Below are 688 nucleotides of genomic sequence, written 5' to 3'. Positions count from 1 at the left end.
TCCATGGTAAATAAGCCTCTAAAACCTCTTTGTTTACGAGAGTTTCCTCGTTTGGAAGACATTCTAGAAGATAGGATAGATATTTTTCACTATTTAGTTGATGACGTTTAGCTGTTTCCAACAAACTCATAATAATAGCTCTTGCTTTAGCTCCTTCAAAACTTTGAGAAAACAACCAATTTTTACGTCCCATAACCAATGATTTAATGGCGCGTTCAGCTAGATTATTGGAAAGGACCAGATGCCCGTCTTTCAAAATGGCCTTAAAGGTTTCTTCATACTTGAGACTGTATTCAATTGCCCTTCCTAGTTTTGAACCAGGTAAAACTGACTGACGCCGACACCAAGCAAAGAAGTCTTCCATTAGGGGTTGGAGCTCTTCTTGACGTTTCTGTAGTCGTTCATCAGCTGGCAAAACCTCCCAGTCTCTTTCCAAGGCAAATAACTGGTCACAATAAGCTAAACCTTTAGCTCCTAAGGATGAGTTATCTGCTTGCTTGGGGGTGGATTCAAAAAACTTCCTTCTCACATGCGCCCAACATCCAACAAGTTCAGCTTCTTCCAGTTGACGATAAGCTTCTAGCGGTTCGCAGTTTACCAAGCTTAGCGTCGCCTTGCTCCTAAACCTTGGACTGCTATCGCATAGGCAGAACTAGAGGACTAAAGTCCTAAGTTACTGCCGCAACAT

1 pseudogene is annotated in these 688 nt (G+C 42.0%); it reads right to left on the bottom strand.

Annotation, left to right across the window (positions count from 1 at the left end):
• Positions 1–577: pseudogene (locus HT723_RS10665) on the bottom strand (IS66 family transposase); the annotation flags it as partial.
• Between the last annotated feature and the right edge of the window lie 111 nt (positions 578–688).

The sequence above is a fragment of the Streptococcus sp. 2106 genome, from assembly GCF_013277315.1.
GTDB classification, from domain to species: domain Bacteria; phylum Bacillota; class Bacilli; order Lactobacillales; family Streptococcaceae; genus Streptococcus; species Streptococcus pseudopneumoniae.
This window is presented reverse-complemented; position numbering and strand designations above follow the sequence as displayed.